Origin of the sequence: Caldisericum sp. (assembly GCA_022759145.1) — a bacterium.
Lineage (GTDB): Bacteria > Caldisericota > Caldisericia > Caldisericales > Caldisericaceae > Caldisericum.
The window spans coordinates 1-4,956 of record JAEMPV010000133.1 but is presented as its reverse complement, the minus strand read 5'-3'; the positions used below and the strand labels follow the sequence as shown (position 1 = coordinate 4,956).

The window sequence follows — 4,956 nt, the reverse complement described above, 5'->3', positions numbered from 1 at the left end:
CATTGTCAAAGATTGCAGTTGCAGCAGGGATTAATGAAAATGAAGAGCCCTGGACGATTGGAAGACCGGACCCAATCCTCGAATCACACTGTAAAAGTGTTGCAACGCCGGTAATCATGTAAACTGTTGCAATGAATATGCCCAGTTGCTGAGGATTCATTCCCATAGCTTGTCCAAAAAGAATTGGAACAAGCGTTGCATCATCCTTAATAATAAGAGCGATTGTCTTTCTCTTTGTCCTTATAATCTCCGAAATTTTAAATTCATCCATAATCAAAAGCTTTTTACAATCTCATTAAACATATCACTTACCCAGTTGCTATCGCTCTTGAAATATACATGTTTCTCTTTATAGTAAGACTTGGGAGTTGATAGAGATTTATTTTCTACAAAATCGCTCCAACTCGTCTCCGAAATCATAAAATAGTCAAGCACTACATCTAAACCAACGCCTTGTTTGGATATACTTTTTTCAATATCTTTTATTTTATCTCTAAAATTCATTTTCGGATCATTCTCTCCAGAATGTAACAGTCCGTGAGGCTCAATAAAGATAATTGCTTCTTTTCCATTTTTCTTTATCCACATTAAGAAGTCTGGATGAAAATCTTCCCCGGTATCCAGAGTAAAAGAAAATCCATAACTTGGAAGATTCCTTAAGAGATATATTTCAAAACCTTTACTTTCTAAGTTTGGAATATATTGTTTAATTTTATCTAAAAAATCTTTTTCGCTCTCTACAAGTCCTTGAGGCTCTGTGCTTTCAATATCTTTGCTTTGAACAATAATTGGAATAAAGAGATGTTCATCTAAATAAATACCATATCCAAGTTTATCTAACTCTTTTGCAATTTTCTGAACAGATGAAATGGCGTTTTTTAATCCTGCTTTTATCTTTTCTAATGTTTCTTTGTTTTCTTTTCTATCGATACTAACAACATAAGCCTCGTTGCCATCTTTCAAAAATGGTAATTTTAATTTATCTTCCTGAGTCTTTATTGGTTTTAACTTCATTGCTTTAATTTCCGCTTGAGATTGAATTTTTCTGTAAAATCGATATATATACTTCTTTAACAGTTCTATAGCAAGGTCCTCTAATCTCTCTATATCACTTAGAGAATTTATATTTCCCAAATCCTCATATGTTTCAATTAAACATTTATCCAATAGCAAAACATTTTTTAATGAGTCAATATCGAATATAAGGTTAAAATATTTTCTTTCAAGCCTAAACTCTTCTATCTTTGCATAAATTTTCTGCCAGTTCAATAAATCAATTTTATCCCCAAGTTCACTATAGCAAAAGTTTTTAGTTTCCCCCTCCAAAGTGGCGCTCTTAACTGAATTCGTTTCTTCGGATTCTTTTTTTCTTTCTCCCAAAGAACTTACAATTTTAGGTCTCAAATCCAGAGAAACAGGAAGGTGCTCATCAACATCGAGTTTTACAACTTCTTGCTCATTAAACTTCACCTCATCTTTTACAGGGACAAAAATTTCGTCCCATTTGTCTTTATGGCTAAATTCAACAGGTATTTTTATCGGTTCAATATCTATTTCCTTACTTATCTCTTCAATAAACTTGTTAATATAGTTTGCCTTTATTCCGTAAATTTCAAGTGTTTCAAGTTTCTTTAATGCCGGATTCGAATAAAATTCATCACTTCTCTTAAGAGACATATTTTTCCCTTTTAGCCTAACACCACGTCCAAACAGCTGAATTATTTGTGGTCCTTGACTTTTGCCAATATTTAGCAATCCCATAGAAGTTATTCTCCAGGTATCCCATCCCTCAATAAACTTCTTTGCCCCTATAAGTACATTTATACTTGAATTTTCCTTTTTAATGTCATCAAAAAGTGACGGTGTTATAGCATCCGACAATATTTCTATTCCTACCTTCTCAAGTTTCTTTTTAAAATTCGATAACTCCCCGATATTTACAACTCCAAAATACTTTCCATCCACCACTTGAAGACCAAGTTCACCATCTGCACTTTTTATTTCGTAAATTGATAATTTGCCATTTCCTCCAAAATTGTCTTGTAGATCGAATCCAAGATTGAATCAATATCCTTGTCTTTTATATGGACGAATTTATTTTTGAGGATATCGTTTCCATCTTCTTTAAATGGCGTATTTCCCTTGAGAATATCCTCTATCTTTTTCTTTAGCCAACTTTCATCCTCTATTACTTTCTTAAAGAACTGTACTATTTTTAAGATGTCTGACTGAAGCGCTTCATCTTCTTTGTTAACAGTTGTGCCAACAAATATCCATAAAGGCTTTTCAATGTTATTTTCTCTTACCAGATTTGGATTTTCGTTGTAAGAGAGGAGCTGCTCAAAGTACGACAAAAGATTTGCAACAAATACTGTTTCCTCGTAAACGTCTTCATTAATTCTATTAACTTCCTTTACATTGAATACTGAAAAATCCTTTCCATAGCCATCGAGATAGAAATACTTGTAAGAATAATCAAAGATAATTGATTTTGAATAACTTTGCAAAGTACTTTTATTCTTCTCCGATAATATTTGGTGGAAAGTAGCGCTATATTCAAACTCAAAACCATCTTTTGCAAGCATGGATCGTATTTTTCCCCACTCTTGTTCTTCTCTTGCATTTCCTTTATGACCTTCATCTACAAAAATGAGATTTCTTCCTTCGAAAGCATCTACAGGAAGACTTACTCCACCACCTTGCTTGTCCTTTTTTAACTTTGTTATCTCAATAACAAGAATTTCGTTTTCACTTTGACTTTTAGAAAGTGCACCTTCATACAGTTTTGCAGTAAGTCCGCTTTTTAGAAGTTCATCAAAATGTTGTCTGGAGAGTCCACTATTGGGTGTAATATAAAGTATGTGATCGGGTCTAAAAGGTTCATATCTAAGGAATTGCAGGAAATTTATGTGAGAGATTATTGTCTTTCCAGAGCCTGTTGCCATTGAAAAGGCAAGTCCATTTAAATCTTTCTCCTCAAAGTCATCTATTTCAATTCCAGCTTCTTTAGAGTAATCTTGCTTAAATTCATTCAATTCGCTTAAAAATGTGCTCTTGTTTTTCTTTATCTTATCGAAATAGATTTCAGTAAATAAAATTGCAAGATACTGGAAATATTTTAAATTTACCTTTGGTTCCCTTGTCCTATTTATTTTCTCGACATAACTAATGATATTTCTATCATATTGCTCCAGGCTTTCAATTTCAACTCTTAAGTTTGGTAAGGTTGAAATTTCAGAGTAAAAATTGGTTAGTCCTGTATTTGGGTCAACCTCATAGTTTTCCTGCCTGATATTTCTTTTTGCATCCTTGATATCCTGAAAGCCAAAGAGATTTAAAAAATACTTGTTTAACACAAAGTATTTATCAATATTCATATTACGCCTCCATAAGGCGTTTGAATGTCGATTCAATGTTACGGATTTCCCAGCCACCACTATCTGTCAGTTTACTTTGTCCGTTAATATAAACAACCTTTGGTGCAAAAGATTTAATCTCATTTTGTATAAATTTTCTATCCTCTTCAAATTCTTCATTTTCCCATTTTGGTGAAAACTTTCTAAACACAATAGCCTGTTTTTCTCCGTTCACTTGTCCGAAAATAAATAGATATTTATTGCCATTATTGTTCCTCATTTTAATGCTTTTTACTTTCATACCAAGAAGATACACAAAAGTTTCTGGTATATCTACAATCATTTCTTTAGGTTCTCCAACTTCTGAAAGATTTACTTTAAGTTTGTAACTGAATGGGTCTTTTAAGAGATTGATATTCAAAAGATATGGGCTTTCCCTTATTTCAATGTCAAGGAAGTACTTCAATAGATACTCATCTTTAAAAAGATTTTCTGCATTTTTGTTCTCATTTAATTCAATGTTATCGAGTGTGTCTTCGTATTGCTCAAGGATTTGATATTTGAAAAAGCCACCTGCTGTTTTTTCATTGTATTTATCTTTAACGTCATTTTCTTTTGAAATACCCGATTTATCATAAGCCAAAACCTTCTTCATTCTTGGTAAAACTACTGTCCAGAAATGTTCTCCCATCTCAATGCCAATCCATTTTCTTTTTAATTTATGTGCTACTGCAGTTGTAGTACCACTTCCTAAAAAGAAATCCATAACTAAATCGCCTTCGTTAGAGGTGGACTCTATAACACGCTTTAAAAGGATCTCAGAGTTTTCAGTTTTAAAACCGAAAGTATCCTCATAAGAAGAAATGTCTTTCCAGTCATCAGTAATTTTTTCTTCTTCAGAGGTTAAATATTCCACCTTCCAATTATCACTCCCACAAGAAAGGCATTTATCCAAAAATTTTACACCAAAAACTTTTGATTCACTTGTTACATCCATATACTTGAACTTGTCTTTTGATCTTATAATTTCGTTAACAAAGTTTTCTCTTGATTCATTTTCGTCATAGTAATAAATTGCACCACATTCTTTACATTTTAACCTTAAATAACGCTCTCTTAAAAGTTTATCAACCTTTTCCTGAATTAAAGAAAAATGTTGTCCTTTGGGAGGATGTAAGACTTTACCGAAGAAAACCCTTTCTGGGGGGCGTCTTTCCTCTTGTTTAAGAAATCCTGTCCATTTAATATTTGCCAATGTCCTTTGTTTATACAAGTCTCTTCTAAAATACCTATCAGTTTTAGAGAACAAGAGAAGGTTTTCACTTTCTACTTCAAACTTGTTTGGTGTTCCTATTGGCTGTCTCTTCCTATTTATCGTTATCTCATTCCTAAAATTCTCCTCTCCAAAAATTTCATTCATTATAGGTCTAACAATCCAATTGCCGTTATAATCACATCTTACAAATATACTTCCTTTTTCGTTTAGCATTTCTCTTGCTAGTGTTAATCTATTTTCGAGCATACTTGCCCAGGTTGAATCCTTGTAATTGACATTGTATAGGAAGTCTGCATTTGTCCCAAGATTAAACGGTGGATCAAT

The 4,956-nt window shown here is 32.7% G+C and carries 4 protein-coding genes; all 4 read right to left on the bottom strand.

Features of this window, described 5'->3' with window-relative positions; translation table 11 throughout:
- Positions 1–271 (bottom strand): hypothetical protein (locus JHC30_07390; protein ID MCI4463970.1); only part of this gene is annotated, 271 nt, incomplete at its 3' end.
- A 2-nt stretch (positions 272–273) separates the two neighbouring features.
- Positions 274–1,968, bottom strand: a complete 1,695-nt coding sequence (locus JHC30_07385; protein ID MCI4463969.1) for a hypothetical protein — start codon at positions 1,966–1,968, stop codon at positions 274–276.
- A 29-nt stretch (positions 1,969–1,997) separates the two neighbouring features.
- Positions 1,998–3,377 (bottom strand): DEAD/DEAH box helicase family protein, encoded by a 1,380-nt coding sequence (locus JHC30_07380; protein ID MCI4463968.1) that lies wholly within the window; start codon positions 3,375–3,377, stop codon positions 1,998–2,000.
- A gap of 1 nt (position 3,378) precedes the next feature.
- On the bottom strand, positions 3,379–4,956 hold a 1,578-nt coding region (locus tag JHC30_07375; GenBank protein ID MCI4463967.1), incomplete at its 5' end, for a site-specific DNA-methyltransferase.